This window comes from Melioribacter sulfuriphilus, from assembly GCF_051488685.1.
GTDB lineage: Bacteria > Bacteroidota > Ignavibacteria > Ignavibacteriales > Melioribacteraceae > Melioribacter.
In genome coordinates, this window is sequence record NZ_JBPSEH010000009.1 from 95,069 (window position 1) to 112,513 (window position 17,445).

The window sequence follows — 17,445 nt, forward strand, 5'->3', positions numbered from 1 at the left end:
TTGACTTACCCCTTAAAATTAATTCGAGTTTTTGATGGCGGAATTGAAATACAAAAGAATTCTACTCAAACTCAGCGGCGAATCTCTAATGGGCGATCAGTCATACGGGATCGATCCCCAGGTACTTAATTATTTTGCAGACGAAATAATCAAAGTGCACAACCTCGGTGTACAGATCGGACTGGTAATCGGAGGTGGAAATATTTATCGAGGTTTAAATGCCTCGTCGCAGGGAATTGATCGTGTCACGGGCGACCAGATGGGAATGCTTGCAACTATAATAAACTCCCTGGCTCTTCAGAATACACTCGAAAAAAAGGGTGTCTTTACGCGTTTGATGAGTGCGATAAAAATGGAAGAAATTGCAGAACCATACATAAGACGACGCGCAATCAGGCATCTCGAAAAAGGGAGAATCGTAATTTTTGGAGCTGGCACAGGGCATCCTTATTTTAGCACTGATACTGCTGCAACTCTTCGTGCAGTTGAAATTGAAGCCGATGCAATCTTTAAAGGCACACGAGTCGACGGGGTTTTCGATTCCGATCCAGAAAAGAATCCAAACGCCAGTATGTTCGATAAAATCTCTTACATGGATGTTTTACAGAATAATCTAAGAGTAATGGACCTTACTGCAATTAGTTTGTGCAGGGAAAATAATTTACCCATCATTGTCTTTAATATGGACAAGGCTGATAATCTTTATAAGATTATTACAGGTGAGCAAATAGGCACCTCAGTAGGAAATTATTAATCGTAAAATAAAAACGGGGCTGTTATGACTACAAATACTGTTATTAAAGATGCCAAAAACAGAATGGATAAAAGCTTAGAAGCATTTAGAAACGAGATAGCTAAAATTCGAACAGGTAAAGCTACAACTGCACTCCTTGACGGAATTAAAATTGAATATTACGGTTCAATGTCGCCGCTAAATCAAGTTGCAAACGTTACTGTCTTAGATGCTCATACACTTTCGATTACGCCCTGGGATAAATCCGTCATTGGAGCAATTGAAAAAGCAATAATGACTGCGGATCTCGGTTTGAATCCCATAAATGACGGAACGAATATTAAGGTTCCTATTCCACCTCTAACCGAGGAGAGAAGAAAAGAATTGGTCAAACTTGTAAAAAAATTTGGTGAGGATGCAAAAATTGCCCTCCGCAATATAAGACGCGATGCAAACGACCATCTCAAAAAAATGGAAAAGAATAAAGAAATTACGGAAGACCAATTAAAAGATCTCGAAAAAGAGGTACAGAAAGTTACCGACGAACATATAGCCCGAGTCGACGAAATGATTAAGCATAAAGAAGAAGAAATTATGAAGGTTTAATGAAATTACTGGTTGCCTCAAAAATTTTAATGGGGCAACCTTATTCCTCACTTTAAACATTTCCTCAATTAAAACCGTCAAAACTCCGAGCAGATTATAACTATAATCCATATTTTAGTATACAAATAAAAAAATCAAACAAATTTTTTGAGGTATTTATGTCAACCCTTAAAGAAGAAGCTCTTCGTTATCATAGCGAGGGCAGAAAAGGCAAGATCGAAGTTGTACCTACAAAACCGTGTTATACTGCACGTGAATTATCGCTTGCTTATACCCCTGGCGTTGCCGAGCCGTGTAGGGAAATAGCCCGCAACGACGACGACGTTTACAATTACACTGCAAAAGGAAACCTCGTGGCTGTTGTATCGAATGGCACCGCAGTTCTGGGATTAGGTGATATTGGTCCACATGCCGGTAAACCAGTAATGGAAGGGAAAGGAGTATTATTCAAAAGATTTGCTGATATCGACGTTTTCGATATCGAACTTAATACTAAAGATCCAAAAGAAATTATAAGAGCTGTACAATTGCTCGAACCAACGTTTGGCGGAATTAATCTTGAGGACATTAAAGCGCCTGAATGTTTTGAAATCGAAGAAGAATTAATCCGTACAATGAATATTCCGGTATTTCACGATGATCAACACGGTACGGCAATAATATCGTGTGCTGCATTAATTAATGCCTGCGAAATAGCAGGAAAGGAATTGAAAGATCTGAAAATTGTTGTATCAGGGGCGGGAGCTTCGGCAATTGCATGTTGCAATATGTATGTTGCCGCAGGCGTTACAATTGAAAATATCTCGATGTTCGATTCCAAGGGCCACATTAATAAGAAAAGAAACGACTTAAATAAATACAAGGAGCAGTTTGCACAAGATGTCGTTTACAAAGATCTTGCCGATGCAATGAAAGGCGCAGATGTTTTTATTGGACTTTCGAAAGGAAATATAGTTAGCAAAGAGATGGTACGGTCGATGGCAAAGAATCCAATTGTGCTTGCCATGGCAAATCCAGACCCCGAGATTACTTATGAAGATGCAATTGATGCAAGAAGTGATATTATAATGGCAACTGGAAGAAGCGACTATCCAAATCAGGTTAATAATGTACTGGGATTTCCATTTATCTTCAGGGGAGCTCTCGATGTAAGAGCGCGTAAAATTAATCAGGAAATGAAAATGGCTGCAGTTAATGCTCTAGCTAAATTAGCAAAAGAAAAAGTACCTGAAGTCGTACTGCACGCTTATGGCGGAAAGGAATTTTCATTCGGTCCCGAGTATATTATTCCCAAGCCTTTCGATCCTCGCGTTTTATGGTATGTGGCTCCTGCAGTTGCAAAAGCAGCAATGGATACAGGAGTAGCTCGCAAGCCGATCGAAGATTTTGAAGTCTACAAAGAACAACTGCAAGAAAGGCTTGGATTTTCTACTGAAATAGTAAGAGTTATGCATCATAAAGCAAGGAAGAGTCCTAAGAAAATTGTCTATGCCGAAGGTGAGGAAGAAAAAATTATTCGTGCTGCACACTCAATTTATGAAGAAAATATCGGATTGCCGGTTCTACTGGGAGATGATACGATAATAAAAAATAAAATAAAAGAACTCGAATACGATGAGAAAATATTCGAAATAATTAATCCCGAAAAATCAGACAAACTCAATATATACGCTGAAGCTTTCTATCGAAAACGTCAACGTAAAGGAATTACGCCACGAGACGCCAGACAAATGATGAAACAACCTAATTATTTCGGAGCAATGATGGTCGAGAAGGGCGATGCCGACGCACTTCTGAGTGGATTAACTTCTCACTATCCACAAACTATTCGACCTGCTCTTCAATGTATTGGTGTTAAAGAGGGATTTAAGATTGTTTCAGGGATGTATATAGTGATTATTAAAAGAAAAATCTATTTCTTTGCCGATACTACCGTCAATGTGGATCCTACTGCAGAGCAACTTGCAGAAATTGCAATTAGTGCCGCAGAAACCGTGAAGGTATTCGATATCGTGCCGAAAATTGCCATGTTATCTTTTAGTAATTTTGGGAGTGCTCCGAGTCCGCAATCACGCAAAGTTGCCGAAGCGGTTCGTATAGTTAAAGAGAGAAGACCGGATTTAATAATCGACGGCGAAATGCAGGCAGATACGGCTGTAGTGCCAGAACGTCTCGAATCAGAATTTCCTTTCAGCGCTTTGAAAGGAGGCGCTAATGTGCTGATATTCCCGAACCTCGATGCGGGCAATATTTCTTATAAATTATTACAACGGCTTACAGACGCCACAGTTATAGGCCCGATTTTGATGGGTATGAAAAAACCCGTTCATGTCTTACAAAGAGGAGATACTGTCAGAGACATAATCAATATGACGGCTATTGCAGCTGTCGAAGCAGAAAATAAAAAATAAACAGCGCGGAGCGGTTTTATACCGCTCCTTTTATCACCTTAATATTAATCGATGTTACGAAATATTTTTTATATATCAGCTAGTATTGTAGTATTTTTTTTGGGACTTGTTCTCTATGGGATGTTTTTGAATATGAAGCAAGAGAGTCTTGATAGTATTATGTCCCGTAAAGGAGTGAAAAGTTTAGGTAATGTCTCGATATTAATAGACAGAAAAAATTATAGACTGGAATTATATTCGGAAAATGAATTAATAAAAAATTATAAAGTGGTGTTTGGACAGAATAACGGAAGCATTAAAACATCTGCACACGATCTAATTACACCTACTGGGAAGTATTTTGTTTGTGGCATCGATACTGTGCATCGATATCATAAATTTATTCATATTAATTATCCCAATGCACACGACGCAACAGAAGCTCTTCGAAGAGGATATATCGATGAAACAGATTGTGCCAGAATTATTGAAGCTTCCGAGAAAAAAATTTGTCCGCCGTGCGATACTCCATTAGGTTCAGATATCGGTATACATGGAATCGGTAAATACGATTATATTTTTAGAAATCTCCCTTTTGCTTTTAACTGGACGAATGGCTCGGCCGCCGTAAGCAACAGAGACATCGACGAACTCTGCAATGTAGTTAAAATCGGTACTCCTGTAACTATTATTCATTAACGGTAAAAGTGAAAATATTAATTATCATACTAAATCTGATTTTTTTGGTACCAACCATTAATGCGCAGGAAGAGAAATACGAGCTCGCCAAAATTAATTTTGAAGGAAATAATTCGATCTCAGAAGGGGAATTAAGACAGGTGATAATTTCAAGAGAAACCCCGGGTTGGTTATCGCAATTCCTGAATTCCATTTCCAATTTCGGCAAATCGCCCGTCTATTTCGATTCTTCGCTTATTGCTGCCGATCTGAATTCAATTAAGGACTATTATCATTCCAATGGTTTTTTCAAGGTAAGTGTATCGTACGATTATCAAATTTCTGATGGTGAAATTATACTAAATTACTATATAAGAGAATCTGAACCTGCAATTATAAAAGAACTTAATCTCAAGGGTCTGGAATCAATACCTGAATCGTTCAGAGAGATGTTATTTAATCGTGTAGCAAAAGATACGGGTCGCGTTTATAAAGATGATATAATTGAGAATAATAAAAATTATGTCATTGGCTTTTTAAGGGATAACGGTTATATGCTGGCTTCTTATGAGCCGCCAGAAATACTTGTTGATACTGTCAAAGACGAGGTCGTAGCAAATATTACTTTTTCACCTGGCGATAGATACCGTATTAGTGAAGTGCGTACTTCTATAACAAGCGTAGGTGAGGATAACATAACCGATGAACTTTTAAGACAGATCGTTGGAATTAAACCGGGCGAATATTACAGCAACTATCAAATTCAAAGAGGACAGGTCCGACTTTACAGAACCGACCTTTTTACCTCTGCAATAATTAACAGTGTAATTTCAGATACTTCGAATAATTATGTGCCGCTGGTTATCAGCGCCGATGTGGGAAAATTAAATGAACTCTCTCCCGAACTAATTATGAACAACGAGGATAACACGTTCAATATGGGTCTGGGACTCAGCTTTACAAAGAAAAATTTTCTCGGTGATGCTCGAAAGTTTACGGTGTCCTCGTCAGCTGCGGCACAGAACTTTACGGAATTAATAAAACATCCTACCTTTGCGGACTCTTCCATTTTTGGTTATTTCGACACGCGTATTGTTATCGAGCAACCTTTTCTATTTGGAAAGCCGATAAATACTAAATACGAAACTTACTTTACAACTCAGAAAAGAAAAGAGGAATATAATTCTTTTATTTACGGCGCAAAGCTGAGTTTCGATTTTGAATTGCCCCAGTATACCTATTTCAATTCGTTGAATGCATATTTGAATATAGAAAGGGCGGAGTATAAATACAAAGACGTCTATTTAATAAACCTCCTGAGCCTGGACTATCAACGACTCAATTATTCTAAGGAAGAAGCAGATTCGCTTTCAGAATTCTATATCTACAATGCTTTAGGCGGCGAATTGGTGCGCACCGGTACGAACGCATTAATTGGCGTTTCATTCGGTACAAATCAAACTAACGATATTTTTTTCCCGACCGAAGGATATACTCTCAGCCTCCTCCTTGAAGAAGGCAATTCGATACCATATTTAATTAGTCGCACTTTCGGGAGTAGTTTCGACAGACCTCTTTTCTTTAAGACATCTTTAACTTCAACTTTTTTTATACCTGTCTATAATTCCCCTGGAAATTCACTTGGAATTAAATTCAAAGCGGGCAACATTTTTAATTATTATGGAGATAAAGCAGGCATTTCGATTAACCAGCGTTTTTATTCTGGAGGAAGTAATTCGATCAGGGGGTGGAGTACAAGGCAATTGGTGCCGCCACAAATTTTATTGCCTTTTGAAAAATTAAATCAACTAACGTTTGAAGATTTAGAAGCCATTTTGGCAAAAGGAGCTCCTTCGGGAGGATTTTTTCTACTGGAAGGTTCTCTTGAAACCAGGAACAGAATAATCGGAGATTTTGGCGGTGTCGCATTTATTGATTTCGGAAATACATTAAACGGTGCTGCAGATTTTCGATTCGATCGCCTTGCAGTTGCCGCAGGTTTTGGATTCCGCTACTATTCCGAATTTGCTCCTTTAAGAATCGACTTTGGTTTTAAAATTTATGACCCGTACGACAAACGCAATTTCTTCCATAAACAATTATGGAATGAATTATTACAATTTCATATTGGCATTGGCGAAGCTTTCTGATATTAATAATATTTATTAAAATGATAATTCCCTCATGATCAATTCCACTCCTATCTTCATTTTTTTTCTAAAATATGCAGTTGCTTTTTGTTGGCACTTTATATGTTATTGTGTAAAGTAAACTAAAACAGAGGAAATAGATGAAAAGTTGGTCTATGATATTGTCGGTTTTAATTTATTTTCATGCAACAATATTTCCGCAATCAAACAGAATTCAATACAATAATCAAAGTTTGTTTTTAAATGGGACAAATTTAGCCTGGCTCAATTTTGCAAACGACGTAGGGCCGGGTGAGACAGATTTCAAAACATTTGGTAATATACTGCTGAAACTTCACGATAACGGTGGAAACGCTCTTAGATGGTGGATCCATACAAATGGCACAAATACGCCGGAGTTTGATCAAAATGGATTTGTCGTAGGACCTGGTAATGGAACTATTGAGGATTTAAAACAGGCTCTGGATATCGCGTGGGAACATGAAATCGGGGTAATACTTTGCCTCTGGTCTTTCGATATGCTGCGTATTAATAATGGCACTTCAGTTGTCAATAGAAATAAAATGCTACTCACTGATACAACTTATACTAAAGCTTATATTTCAAATGCATTGATTCCGATGGTTGACTCATTAAAAGGTCATCCTGCAATTATTGCCTGGGAAATTTTTAACGAGCCGGAGGGAATGAGTAACGAATTTGGATGGTCTGAAATTGACCATGTACCAATGTCTGCAATCCAGAGATTTGTTAATCTTTGCGCGGGAGCAATTCACAGAACCGATTCGACTACACAAGTAACAAATGGAACGTGGCATATAAAAGCTCTAACTGACGTACCTACGGCAAAAATGGTTAAAATCGATTATAGACAATTACCAGAAAATCGATTAAATGAAATTACAAATGAATTTAACTCTTCTCATAATTTGTCGTTGACTTCTGAAGAGATGGCCGACTATCTCAATCGAATTTCAAGCGTTATGAATTATAATTATTACAGTGACGAAAGATTAATCGAAGCTGGTGGCGACCCCGACGGTACTCTCGATTTTTATTCCGTTCACTACTATGATCACGGAGAAGGTACATCAGTTTCGCCTTTTCATAATTCAGTGTCGAAGTGGGGATTGTCCAAGCCGCTGGTCGTTGCCGAGTTTCATATGAAAAATACTTTAGGTGTGGCAACAGCTGACCTCTATAAAACACTTTTTTTTAACGGCTATGCTGGTGCGCTTGCCTGGTCGTGGACAGACAATCAGGTCACAAAGCCAGAACAAATTCTTGCAGGCATCAAATCTTTATGGGATTCTTATAAAGCAGAAGTTGACCTGAATGGAATAAGTGGCGATTGGCCATTGATAAAAATTATTTCTCCATTGGATAAAACCGTTTTCGAAGAAGGTTCAGATGTAACTATCGAAGCCGATGCGAGTGACCCAGACGGCGAAGTGGTAAAAGTGGAATTTTTTGCTAACGATACAATTAAAATAGGCGAAGTAAATCAAGCTCCTTATAAAATCGTATGGACAAATATTGCCCCGAACAATTATAAATTAACCGCTGTGGCAACCGACAACAAAGGATTGAAAAGAGAATCGGAACCGGTTGCAATTACTGTAGGAGAACCACCGTTTATTCGCATCGAAGCCGAGAGAGCACAACGCTTCGGTTCTGGTATGAATATCGTCAGCGATCCGAACGCCAGTGGATTTGCGTACGTCGATATTAAAACAAACAACACGAATGCAAAAATTATCTGGACATTCGTGAATTACCTTCAGGAAGGCGACTACGAAATTCGTTTCGCTGCACGACTGGCTTACGATACACCGAAAAGCCAGTTTATATATGTAAATGACGAGCTTGTTACCCAATACGAATTTACAGGCAGTACTTCTGAGTGGAAGGAATTTCCTCTTATGGTACACCTTAAAGAAGGGGAAAATAAAGTGGAAATGAGAATGTCGTGGGGATGGATGCAGGTGGATTATCTCGCAGTGCCTCGCGATGTTGCAACAGATATCAATACGACTGCTAAAATTCCATCAGAGTTTGCTCTTCTTCAAAACTATCCAAATCCTTTTAATCCTTCAACAAAAATAATTTACAAAATATCGAAAACTTCAAAAGTAGAAATAACAGTATACGATCTACTCGGGAGGACAGTAAAAAAATTGGTAAATGAAATTAAAACTCCTGGTAACTATACAGTCGAATTTGATGGCACCGGACTTACAAGCGGTATCTATTTTTACAGAATAGAAACTGAGTACTGGAGTGATGTAAAAACTATGCTTTTGATGAAGTAAAATATTTTTTGCACTTTCTTCTTAAATAAAAAAAATCGGTTCCTGACTTATTAAATCAACTTGATATTGAGGGAACCGATTTAGCTATCTCAGGAATGAATTTAATGAAGATAAATTAATAAAAGATATTTTTGAATTTACAAACTGGATAATATAACTCGTAAATAACTGCAACCGAGTTGCTTGCAATTAAATTTATCTGCGACTAAATCTGCTAATAATTGTTTCTAACTTAACACTCATTAGAGAACCTGTCTGATTTGCAAAACTGTAAATGAAGAGGTCTATACTTCAGAACAGGCTCCGTTATTTTGTAAAGAGCCAATTTTTATCTAAATTTAGAGTCAATTTTTTCGGAGATTTTAAATGCTCGTTAGTATGACCGGATACGGGAAAAATGAAACCCATTTCGGAAATTATACTATTGAAACCGAGATAAAAAGTCTGAATAGCAGGTTTCTTGACTTATCGGTAAAGCTGCCCAAAGCACTCTCGAGTAAAGAATTCGAAATACGTGAAAAAATTAAAAAAAGTATTAAACGAGGGAAAGTTTATTTGAGCATTTCTCTGAAAAAAGACGGTCTGGAAGATAAATATGGCGAATTAAATACAGAAGCAGTTAGGGATGCATATAAAGTATTATTAAAAATAAAAGACACATTAGGTCTTAAAGATGAAATCAAATTGACGGATCTGTTTGTATTTCAGGATGCCTTTTTCGACGGAAGTAATGACCAAATTGAAGAGGAAATGAAATTTGTTCTTGCTTCAATTGAAGCAGCAATTGAAGAAATGAATAAAATGAAATGTGCAGAAGGCAAGGAATTAGAAAAGGACATTCTTCTTAGAATAAATAAGATTGATGAATCTTTAACGAAAATAGAAAAAAGTAAAGAGTTTTATCTCAAAGAGTATTACGAAAAGTTTAAGGAAAAAGCGGCTCAACTGGTAAGTGAATTGGTTGATGACCAGCAAAGATTAATTAATGAACTTGCGATAATATCCGAAAGATACGATATTACTGAAGAGTGCATTCGACTCAGAAGCCATCTTAAATTATTTCTCGATACAATGAAAAATACAGACGATGCGGGCAGAAAGCTCAATTTTATTCTTCAGGAAATGAATCGTGAAGCAAATACTATAAACAGTAAATCGATTTCCGAACATATATCGCACTTAGGTATCGAAATAAAAGAAGAAATTGAAAAGATAAGAGAACAAATTCAAAACATTGAGTGAGATAAGAGTGACCAAGCCCAAGCTTTTTGTGTTTTCTGCTCCGAGTGGTGCAGGTAAAACTACGATCCTTAAGGAATTACTAAAAACTTTTCCCGAACTTAAATATTCGGTTTCTGCCACTACGCGTAAAAAACGTCCTGGTGAAATCGAAGGGGTTGATTATTACTTTCTTACCGAAGAAGAATTCAAAAAGAAAATTGAAAATAATGAATTTGTTGAATGGGAAAAATTTTACGACTGCTATTACGGTACTTTGAAAAATGCCGTTGAAGATAATCTGGCAAATGGATATAATACAGTATTCGAAGTGGATGTTAAGGGCGCATTAAATATTAAGAAGTTTTTTCCAGATGCAGTTCTGATTTTTATTGTGCCACCAGATATCGAAGCGTTGAAAAAAAGATTGCTAAATCGCAAGACAGAAACAGAAGAGGATATTAAAAAGAGAATCGAACGCGCAGAAATGGAACTCGGTTATAAAGATAAGTTCGATTATGTCGTTGAAAACAGCGATTTAGAACGAGCAATTGAAGAAGTAAAAAAAATAATAAATAAAGAAATATCGGAGGTAAATTATCATGACACTCAGACCGGTTGATTTAAGAAAAATAAAGTCGAGAATTCCGAATCTCTATGAAGCTGTTGTCGTAGCTGCACGCAGAGCCCGTCAGATTAACGACGACTATAAACTCGAATTCAATACTCTTCTCAATACCGTTGTAACGAACAACGACGATGAATTTGAAGACAAAGAAAATCCCGAACAACTTAAACTTGCTCTAGAGTTCGATAAAAGGGAAAAGCCGCAGATTCGTGCTATCAATGAATTGTTAAATGAAGGCATCGAATACCGTTATAAAGAAAGGTAGAAAATTACTTAGCTGATCTATTAGTTTTAAGACTGTCTTTTCGACTGTCTAAATTATTTAATTGAGAAAGGTAGGTTAATGTCGTCGCTGGGGAAAAAATTAATAGAAGCCTTGCAACTTCAAAGAGAAATTTTCGGCGACGACCTTTTTGTTTTAAAGGAAGAAGAAATTCTGGAATCCGAAATTAAAACAACAGAAAAGATAGAAAAAAACCTGAACAACAGTCTGTTTGATGAACCATTTCAAAAAGCTGAAAGCCTCGAAGAACTCGACAGTTTGATAAACACTTGCACAAAGTGCGAATTGTCAAAATCGCGTACGAAATTTGTTTTCGGAGTCGGCAATCCACACGCGCGTGCGATGTTAATTGGAGAAGCCCCTGGTGCGGATGAAGATAAACAGGGCGAACCGTTTGTCGGAAAGGCCGGTAAATTGTTGAACGACATTTTGAAAGCAATCGACTTAACCAGAGACGACGTATTCATTGCAAATATTTTGAAATGCCGACCACCCGGCAATAGGGACCCGCTGCCCTCAGAAATGGAAACCTGCATACCGTACTTATATAAACAGATTGAATTGATTAATCCCAAAATTATTTTATGCCTTGGTAGAATAGCAGCGAACGGTTTGTTGAATAAAAAACTTTCGCTTTCCGCATTGAGAGGAAATATTTACGAATTCAATGGAATTAAAGTTGTCGTTACCTATCATCCCGCAGCTTTACTCAGAAATCCGGGCTGGAAAAAAGGCTGCTGGGAAGATGTAAAGAAATTCAAAAAATTGTACGACGAATTGAACTGAAAATATGGCCAGAACTAAAAAAGACAACAAAGATTCGACACGACTTCCAAAAGATGAAGGTGTACGTCAACCACCATCTGCAATAGAAGTGGAACGTGCTGTTCTGGGTGCAATGCTATTGGACAATAATGCTGTTCCCAAAGCAGTCGAAGTACTGAAACCCGATGCTTTTTATGATCCGCGTAACAGAACGATATTCGAGGTAATGCTATCGCTTTATGAATCCGACGAGCCTATTGATCTTGTAACTCTTTATGAAGAACTGAAAAAGTCGGGTAAATTCGAAAAAGCTGGCGGCGCCGCATATATCAGTCAATTAACAGAAGATACAACATCGGCAGCCAATATCGATTATCATTCGCGTATTGTGCTCGAAAAATGGATTTTACGCCAATTAATTTCAACTTCCAGCGAAATTGCTGAAATGGCATTCCAGGGTAAAGAAGATGTATTCGATTTACTCGATGCGGCAGAATCAAAAATATTCAGAATTTCAGAAGAAGGAATCAAAGAATCTTTTACGTCAATGGACAGAGCGGTAAAGGAATCGCTCGAACTGATCGAAGCAATTCACTCAAAAAAAACGTCGTTCAATGCAGTACCATCAGGATACTATGAACTCGATGCATTACTGGGTGGCTTCCAGAAGTCTGACCTGATTATAATTGCTGCGCGTCCTTCGATGGGCAAAACGGCTTTTGCAATGTCGATTGCCCGTAATGCTGCAGTTAATAATCAGGTCCCGATAGCAGTTTTTTCACTCGAAATGTCCACCATACAATTAGCCACACGCTTGATTTCTGCTGAGGCGAAAATAAATGCTCATAGCCTGCGAACAGGTAAATTCAAAGCCGAAGATTATGCACGCATTAGCAGAACAGTACATAAGTTAAGTAAAGCTCCAATTTATATCGATGATACACCAGGTATTACTGTCCTGGAGCTCAGGGCTAAAGCCAGGCGGCTAAAAAATGAAAAGAATATCGGGATGATCATTGTAGATTATCTTCAATTAGTCAATCCCTCCGCCACACTCGAAAGTCGTGAAAGAGAAATATCGACGATATCCCGCTCATTGAAAGCACTTGCTAAAGAATTGAATGTGCCGGTTATTGCTCTCTCGCAGCTTAATCGTGCTGTAGAGCAGAGGTCAGATAAAAAACCGATGCTTTCCGACCTGCGTGAATCCGGCTCCATTGAACAAGATGCCGACGTGGTAATTTTTTTGTATCGCCCCGAAGTTTATAATATTACTACTTATACAAATGGTGAAGCTGGTGGCGAAAGTACAGAAGGAATTGCCGAAATTATTATCGGCAAACAACGTAATGGTCCGATAGGCGAAATTAAATTGAAATTTATCAAGGAATACGCCCGATTCGAAAATTTAGAAAAATTTAGACAAGAAATAACTCAAGGCGATACCGAATCTGAAGAACCGTTCTGATTAACGTAAGAGCAATTATGAATAAACTTAATTTCCTTTTACTTTTTTTACTGCTGATGTTAATAACATTTATTACAAATGCACAGGTTTACAGTCCTGAAGATGTTGCTGTGTGCCGTAATAAATTTGAGCTGGCATACAAAATGGAATTAAGTGGAAGACCAATTAATGAAATAATAGAGCAAATCGGATTAAGTTTTATCGGGACAGATTATCAAGCGCATACTCTCGAAGCAGCAGATAGAGAATCATTGATTATTAATCTAAAAGGTCTTGATTGCTATACATTTGTCGAAGCCACAGTTGCTCTGGCAAGGTGTATCAAAAATAATGATACCTCCTTCAATGCATTTCTTAAAGAAATTGAAAAAATAAGATATAGAAATGGAATTATGAATGGTTATGCCTCGCGTCTCCATTATTTTTCAGACTGGATTTATGAAATGGAAAAAAGAGGAATTGGTAAAGATATAACAAGAGAAATTGGTGGAATTCCCTACAATAAAAAAATTAATTTTATGTCGACTCATACGAAAAGCTATAAACAGTTAGCAGGTAACAAGGAATTGACGGATTCTATTGCTATTATTGAGAATGAGATTTCATCAAGAGAATACTTTTACATTCCTCAAAATATGATAGGGCAAATAGAAGATAAAATTAAAAGTGGCGATATAATCGGCATAACTACCAATATCCCGGGACTCGATATCTCTCATACAGGGATTGCACTTAAAGGGAATGATGGAAGAATATATTTGCTACATGCTCCAGACATAGGAAAAAAAGTTGAGATTTCAAAACTCCCTCTCTCTGAATATATCAAATCACATTCAAAACAAACCGGAATAATGGTGCTGCGTATAAACTAATCTATTTAATTAAGCTCAATAATACTTTAATATTTTCCAAATCTTCTTTTTGATCCTTGCCCTTGGGAGTTTCGAGAATTTTTGGCACATGTTCAATCTTTTTATCGTTCATGATGTTCGAAAAACCTTCGAGTCCGATGAATCCTTTTCCAATGTGTTCGTGCCTATCTATCTTACTGCCCAATTCTTTCTTGCTGTCGTTCATGTGAATACATTTCAATAAATCGAGCCCGATAATATCGTCGAATTCCTTCATTACTTTTTTATATTCTTTTGCGTCGCGAATGTTGTAACCTGCAGCAAAAATATGGCAGGTGTCGATACAAACCGTTATTCTCTCCGGTTCATCTACCATATCGATAATTTTACGGAGGTGCTCAAATTTATAACCAAGTGCTGTCCCCTGCCCGGCTGTTGCTTCGAGCATACTTTTTACTTTAAATCCTTTAGTTTTTTCGTGAACATAATTGAGCGATTCAGCAATTAATTTAAGGCCGTCTTCTTCTCCCTGTCCTCCGTGGGCTCCGGGGTGAAAATTCAAATAAGGTATGCCGAGCTGCTCGCATCTTTCAAGCTCTTTTATAAAAGCTGCTCGCGACTTTTTTAAACCTTCTGGATCTTTTGAACAAAGATTTATCAAATATGAATCGTGCGAAACAACGAACTTAATTCCCGAATTTTTAAGTTTCTCTTTATAGTCGTTAATTTCGTCTTCAGTTAAATCGCGTTCAAAATATCTATTGTTGTTTTTGGTGAAAATCTGGATTGCTGTAAATCCAAGTTTCTCGGCCGTTTCGATAGCCGATGCAGGTCCGCCTTTGACAAATGTATGTGCGCCTAATAATTGTTTCATTTAGAGTTCTTCTTTATTGTAAAATAATATTAAATTGTTATCTAAGTTTAATAATAAATGATATAAAAGAAAATATGAAAATATTCATTACAGGAGGTAGTGGATTACTCGGGCAATATCTCAATTATCATCTTTCGGAAAAACACATCATCTTAACTCAATACTATAAAAATATCGGCAATTGCAACCAGTACAATTCCATTCAGCTTCAACTGGATAATTATATTAAACTTGAGGAAGTATTTGAGAATTTTAGACCTGAAATAGTTATTCATACCGCAGCAGTATCGAACAACGAAAAAGCAGATTCATTGCCGCGTAAATATGTCTATGATATTAATGTAAATGTTACGAAGAAAATTGCAGAATTATGCGAACGTTATAATGCCAGGATTATTTATTTGTCAACCGACCTCGTCTATGCTGGATACAGAGGTTCTTACCTTGACGAAAACGCAAAACTAATACCAGTATCATTGTACGCTGAAACGAAGTTGATGGGAGAACAGAAAATAAAGGAAGTTACAGGTAATTATATTATTCTTCGAGAAGCATTACTCTTTGGTTTCGGCCTGAATCATTCGACTAATTTTTTTCAGGAAACTCTGAAAAAATTAAAAAATCACGAGACAGTTAGGTTATTCACCGATCAATTCCGCACACCCCTTTCTTTGATTGAAGCAGCAAGAATGATTAAGAAGTTAATAGAGATTGAAGATATTAGAGGCGATACCATAAACTTTGGTGGAAATGAAAGGTTATCGAGATACGATTTAATTAAGCTGGCGTCTAAGCAGGCAGGAATCGATGAAAATTTGTTGATCAAAACAACGATGGATGAGATTGGCTATCCGTATAAAGTTTATGACGTTTCTCTAAATATTGACAAACTCAAATCATACGGACTTTCGCCGGCTCCGATTGAAGAATCAATTGCCGAAGTATTCAATAAATAACCCTCTTTATTTTAAGGAGCTCAGCTTATCCTTCAAAATATCATTGACAATTTGTGGATTGGCTTTTCCTTTTGTCTCGCGCATTATTTGGCCTACTAAAAAGCCGAGCACTTTTTCTTTGCCAGCCAGGAATTCTTCCACCTGCTTTTGATTTTCGGATAGAACTTTTTCTACAATTGACTCGATTTCGGAAAAGTCGGTTATCTGTACAAGATTTTTTTCTTTGACGATAGTTTCAGGGTCTTTATTGGATTTAAGCATTTCTGAAAAAACATCTTTGGCAATTTTGCCGCTAATTGTTTTGTTGTTTATCAATTCAATCAACTTGCCAAGGTTTTCTGGACTTACGGGGAATCTGGAAATATCAATTTTTTCTTCGTTGATAACTTTCAAAACTTCGGTCATGACCCAATTGCTGGCGGATTTAAAATCGTTTGTTACGGTAAGAATTTTTTCGTAGTAATCTGCAAGTTCTCGTGAAGATGTAAGAATTTCTGCATCGTAGGGAGGTAGCGCATATTTTTCGATAAAACGATTTTTCTTAGCGTCGGGAAGTTCTGGCATGTGGCTTTTTAATTCGCCGAGCATTTTATCTTCAATTACTACCGGCATAAGATCGGGATCGGGGAAATAGCGATAGTCGTGAGCCTCTTCTTTGGAACGCATTGGCTGGGCGACATTGGCATCGGCATCCCACAATAGTGTCTGCTGAATGATTTCTTTCCCATCTTCAAGCAAATCGATTTGACGTTCAATTTCGAATGCCAGAGCGCGTTCCACGTTACGGAACGAGTTCATGTTTTTTACTTCTGTTTTTGTCCCAAATTTTGTTTCTCCTTTAAGACGTACCGATATGTTGGCATCGCACCGTAGAGACCCTTCTTCCATATTACCATCGCAAATGCCGAGATAAGTAAGAATCTGTTTTAACTTGTTCAGATATAAATATGCTTCTTCCGGAGTTCTGATATCGGGTTCGCTGACAATTTCCATTAAAGGAGTACCGGTTCTGTTCAAATCAATCAATGTATCGAAATCCTGATCGTGAATCGATTTACCTGCATCTTCTTCCATATGAATTCTAGTTATCCCAATTTTTTTCTTTGTTCCATCTTTTAGTTCAATAGTTATATATCCGTGTTCGCATATCGGTTCTTCGTATTGTGAAATCTGGTAATTCTTCGGCAGGTCGGGATAGAAGTAATGTTTTCTGGCAAAAATTGATTTACGATTAATTGTGCAATTTGTTGCAAGTCCCATTAATACTGTATATTCAACAACTTTTTTGTTCAACACAGGCAGAACACCCGGCTGTCCAAGGCAAACGGGACACACATTTGTATTCGGTGCAGAGCCGAACTTTGTCGAACATCCGCAAAAAATTTTTGTGTCGGTTAATAATTGTGCGTGGACTTCGAGTCCAATAACCGCTTCATATTTTTCGTTCATAATTTAGATTAGAAAAATTTGTCTCACGAATATAATTATTTTCTCGCATAATGAACTATTTTGCACTCACAAAAATTTTATACA

The 17,445-nt window shown here is 37.3% G+C and carries 15 protein-coding genes; 13 read left to right on the plus strand and 2 right to left on the minus strand.

Features of this window, described 5'->3' with window-relative positions; translation table 11 throughout:
- Positions 1 to 34 precede the first annotated feature (34 nt).
- The 12 genes from pyrH (at position 35) to ACSSV9_RS12930 (ending at position 14,103) form a co-directional block, all read left to right on the plus strand.
- Positions 35 to 754 (plus strand): UMP kinase, encoded by a 720-nt coding sequence (gene pyrH, locus ACSSV9_RS12875; protein WP_437347664.1) that lies wholly within the window; start codon positions 35 to 37, stop codon positions 752 to 754.
- Between the two features lie 24 nt (positions 755 to 778).
- A complete protein-coding gene (gene frr / locus ACSSV9_RS12880; RefSeq protein WP_437347665.1) occupies positions 779 to 1,339 on the plus strand; it encodes a ribosome recycling factor in 561 nt (186 codons plus the stop codon).
- Positions 1,340 to 1,497: 158 nt separating this feature from the next.
- Entirely contained in the window at positions 1,498 to 3,750 is a 2,253-nt protein-coding gene (pta, locus tag ACSSV9_RS12885; RefSeq protein WP_437347666.1) for a phosphate acetyltransferase, read from the plus strand.
- Positions 3,751 to 3,909: 159 nt separating this feature from the next.
- Positions 3,910 to 4,428 carry a L,D-transpeptidase family protein gene (locus ACSSV9_RS12890; RefSeq protein WP_437347667.1) on the plus strand — a complete coding sequence of 173 codons (519 nt, stop codon included), beginning with the start codon at positions 3,910 to 3,912 and terminating at the stop codon, positions 4,426 to 4,428.
- An 8-nt stretch (positions 4,429 to 4,436) separates the two neighbouring features.
- Positions 4,437 to 6,557 carry a BamA/OMP85 family outer membrane protein gene (locus tag ACSSV9_RS12895; protein WP_437347668.1) on the plus strand — a complete coding sequence of 707 codons (2,121 nt, stop codon included), beginning with the start codon at positions 4,437 to 4,439 and terminating at the stop codon, positions 6,555 to 6,557.
- A gap of 140 nt (positions 6,558 to 6,697) precedes the next feature.
- Positions 6,698 to 8,869, plus strand: a complete 2,172-nt coding sequence (locus ACSSV9_RS12900; RefSeq protein WP_437347669.1) for an Ig-like domain-containing protein — start codon at positions 6,698 to 6,700, stop codon at positions 8,867 to 8,869.
- 366 nt (positions 8,870 to 9,235) lie between these two features.
- Positions 9,236 to 10,111, plus strand: a complete 876-nt coding sequence (locus tag ACSSV9_RS12905) for a YicC/YloC family endoribonuclease (RefSeq protein WP_437347670.1) — start codon at positions 9,236 to 9,238, stop codon at positions 10,109 to 10,111.
- 7 nt (positions 10,112 to 10,118) lie between these two features.
- Positions 10,119 to 10,709: a guanylate kinase gene (gene gmk, locus ACSSV9_RS12910; RefSeq protein WP_437347671.1), complete on the plus strand. Its 591-nt coding sequence runs from the start codon at positions 10,119 to 10,121 to the stop codon at positions 10,707 to 10,709.
- On the plus strand, positions 10,690 to 10,980 hold the full coding sequence (rpoZ, locus tag ACSSV9_RS12915; protein WP_437347672.1) for a DNA-directed RNA polymerase subunit omega: 291 nt from the start codon (positions 10,690 to 10,692) through the stop codon (positions 10,978 to 10,980). Before gmk ends, rpoZ begins: the two co-directional genes overlap by 20 nt.
- Positions 10,981 to 11,058: 78 nt before the next feature.
- Entirely contained in the window at positions 11,059 to 11,784 is a 726-nt protein-coding gene (locus tag ACSSV9_RS12920) for a uracil-DNA glycosylase (RefSeq protein ID WP_437347673.1), read from the plus strand.
- Between the two features lie 4 nt (positions 11,785 to 11,788).
- Entirely contained in the window at positions 11,789 to 13,231 is a 1,443-nt protein-coding gene (dnaB, locus tag ACSSV9_RS12925; RefSeq protein WP_437347674.1) for a replicative DNA helicase, read from the plus strand.
- Positions 13,232 to 13,248: 17 nt separating this feature from the next.
- On the plus strand, positions 13,249 to 14,103 hold the full coding sequence (locus tag ACSSV9_RS12930) for an N-acetylmuramoyl-L-alanine amidase-like domain-containing protein (RefSeq protein WP_437347675.1): 855 nt from the start codon (positions 13,249 to 13,251) through the stop codon (positions 14,101 to 14,103).
- Position 14,104: 1 nt separating this feature from the next.
- Here ACSSV9_RS12930 and ACSSV9_RS12935 read toward each other — a convergent pair whose 3' ends face one another.
- Positions 14,105 to 14,956, minus strand: coding sequence for a deoxyribonuclease IV (locus tag ACSSV9_RS12935; protein ID WP_437347676.1), 852 nt, complete (start codon positions 14,954 to 14,956; stop codon positions 14,105 to 14,107).
- A 74-nt stretch (positions 14,957 to 15,030) separates the two neighbouring features.
- Here ACSSV9_RS12935 and ACSSV9_RS12940 point away from each other — a divergent pair, with 74 nt between their 5' ends.
- Positions 15,031 to 15,912, plus strand: a complete 882-nt coding sequence (locus tag ACSSV9_RS12940) for an SDR family oxidoreductase (RefSeq protein ID WP_437347677.1) — start codon at positions 15,031 to 15,033, stop codon at positions 15,910 to 15,912.
- 6 nt (positions 15,913 to 15,918) lie between these two features.
- Here the strand turns inward: ACSSV9_RS12940 and gatB are convergent, their stop codons facing one another.
- The gene (gatB, locus tag ACSSV9_RS12945; RefSeq protein ID WP_437347678.1) at positions 15,919 to 17,361 is read right to left on the minus strand and encodes an Asp-tRNA(Asn)/Glu-tRNA(Gln) amidotransferase subunit GatB; all 1,443 of its coding nucleotides are present in this window, start codon (positions 17,359 to 17,361) and stop codon (positions 15,919 to 15,921) included.
- Positions 17,362 to 17,445: the final 84 nt, after the last annotated feature.